Genomic DNA, 2,385 nt, shown 5'->3' with positions numbered 1-2,385 from the left:
CTTCAGGATGCGCTGGAAGGCGCGGATCAGGTCAAAGATGCCCACCTGGCCGATGGTCTCCACCGGGGCCTCAAGGTCAGGGAGTTCGGGAGTGGTGACGAACAATTCATCTCCCTTCACCTCCTGCGCGCCGAGGAAATGGGCAACTTCCTTGAACTTCTTGTACTCCATGAGCTGACGGATCAGCTCCCAGCGCGGGTCATTCTCCTCCGCATCCTCCTCCGGCGGCTGCACGGCCTGTGGCAGAAGCTCGCGGCTTTTGATGTACATCAAATTGGCCGCCATGACGATGAACTCGCTGGCGAGCTCGATGTTCAGGGCCTTGAAGGTGTCGATGTAATCCAGGTACTGCCGCGTGATGCGCTCCAGCGACACGTTGTAAATGTCGATCTCCTCCTTCTTGATGAGGTAAAGCAACAGGTCCAGCGGGCCTTCAAAAATCTCGAGTCGTACTTTGTAATCGGTGTCTTCCACGGATCGAGATAGAGCGGGGAATCAGGGATGGCGAGGGGAAAGTGGCAGGATGGGGTGCGATGAGATGGCCGAAAAGAGGCACAAAAAAGGAAAAAGGGATCAGTCGGAAGGAGCCGCTTGTTTTGAACTCTTTGCGGCCAGCCTCATTTGGCCGGCCGAACGCGTACCCAGACGCTGCGTGTGGTTTGGGCACCGTCAACGGCGGCGGGCGGGCGGAGGTGATGGAACAGGCCGGGAGTGAGGTGAAGGGTGTCCGTCCATTCTTCCAACTCGTGCTTCGCGCCGGGATAGGGCGCTTTGCTGTCGGCAGAGATGCGGAGGGTTTCTTCCAAGCCGGGCTCGGCGGGCCTGGCCAAGGAGTTCTGGAGCTTGACCTTGAGGCTGACATTGCCGTCGGAGTCTACCGTCAAGTCGCCTTCAAATTGCAGCCCGACGGGAAGCATTTGCAAGGCAGTGGGCCGCATACGGAAGGGGGCATCAGGTATGGGAGGATCAAATTCGGTGGCGGTGAGGTACTCCTCCATGACTGACAGCTTATAGAGTGACGAGGGCCGGGTGCGCAGCAGGCTGTGGGACTGAAGCCTGGCGCGGCCGCTTTTGAGCTGCTGCTGGGAGAAGTTTTCAAAATCATCGGGCTTCAGTTCCTCCCAAGCGGCTGCATCCTGGGCTGAGATTTCAAAGATCAGGGTGTCGATTTCAAAGTCGGTTCCTTTGATCGCAGATGGATCGGTGCTGGCGTCGAGGTGGCTGAAGAAGAGGAGGGTCTCATGCGCCGGAAGATCAGCGCCGACCATCACCACAGGAACATCCGCCGCTGTCAGCAGATGGGTGCCGGGTGTGGTGAAAGCGAAAGCCGAGGTGATCATGGACATGGCTCGAAAACGCGGCTCCCACATGATGGCCTCCGGCATGTCGCGCGCGAGTTTCCACTCGGTGCGCCCGGGCGGAGCGAGGTGCTGGGTGAGGGCCACAGTGTCGCCATCCATCTCCAACTGGGTGCCGACGGGAATCTCGTTCCAGGCCGAGGGGATGCTGGGCATTTCCGTGGGGTAGGCATGAATGCGTGCGCTGGTCTGCGTTCGGCGGTTGGGATCATGCGCGGCCAGTGCGCAGGTCATCACGCGGGCCTTGCCGTCTCTGGCGCGGGCCAGCAGCTCGCGGAGAAGCGGGGCTTCATCCTGCCCGGGTTTGCGCGTGGCGAGCAGGGCATGCGCGGCATTTGCGTCGAGAGCGATGCCGATGAACAAGCGGCGTGGAAGTTTGTCAGGTTCTGATCCTCTGACAAATTCAACGATGTCTGCCGGAGAGGGAGTGGCGGTCCAGCCCGGCTGCTGCATCACGGTCACATCCAGCCAGCGCCCCTGACGATCGGTGCCCCAAACTTGATCTGCGGCGGGCATCATCGCCACGAGATGCGGAGCCGCATTGCAGAACAAAATGTCTCCCTGAATCTGATCTTCAAATTGATCGTTCCAGTCCATCCAGCCGTGAAGGGCTTTGCTATTCTTGTTATTTTCATCCCGCACCCGCAGCCAGGAGGTGGGCCACTTCACGGCCAGCGGGGCACGTGGTGCGTAGGTGCTGGTGAACTTGGCGCTGCATCCAACCACCTTCGCTGACAAGCGTGTCCCTTGCAGTGATGGCTTAAAAGAGACGGGTGTCATGTATAGCAAATCGAAGTTTTGATCTATCTCCGTGGTCAACCAGTGTTCGGTGCCGATCTGCGCTTCAGCAGAAGCGCGGGATGCCATCGAGAGAGTCGTGCTGGAGACGACGCTGGCCTTTCCGGCCGCCACGGCTTCTTCCAGATGATGGATGACAGCGGCATCATCACGGGAGGTTTTCAGCAGCCAGTCGAGCATGTCGAGTTCAGGCACGCGGTAGATGGTTTGCTGCAAGGTGGTGCTCGCA

2 protein-coding genes are annotated in these 2,385 nt (G+C 59.5%); both read right to left on the bottom strand.

The annotated features are described in order from the left end of the window. A partial coding sequence (locus WAW39_RS23360; RefSeq protein ID WP_422321568.1) for a segregation and condensation protein A occupies positions 1-474 on the bottom strand: 474 nt, incomplete at its 3' end. A gap of 143 nt (positions 475-617) precedes the next feature. Further along, a partial coding sequence (locus tag WAW39_RS23355; protein ID WP_422321567.1) for a hypothetical protein occupies positions 618-2,385 on the bottom strand: 1,768 nt, incomplete at its 5' end.

The sequence above is a fragment of the Prosthecobacter sp. genome (assembly GCF_049294395.1).
Classification (GTDB): Bacteria; Verrucomicrobiota; Verrucomicrobiia; order Verrucomicrobiales; family Verrucomicrobiaceae; genus Prosthecobacter.
This window is presented reverse-complemented; position numbering and strand designations above follow the sequence as displayed.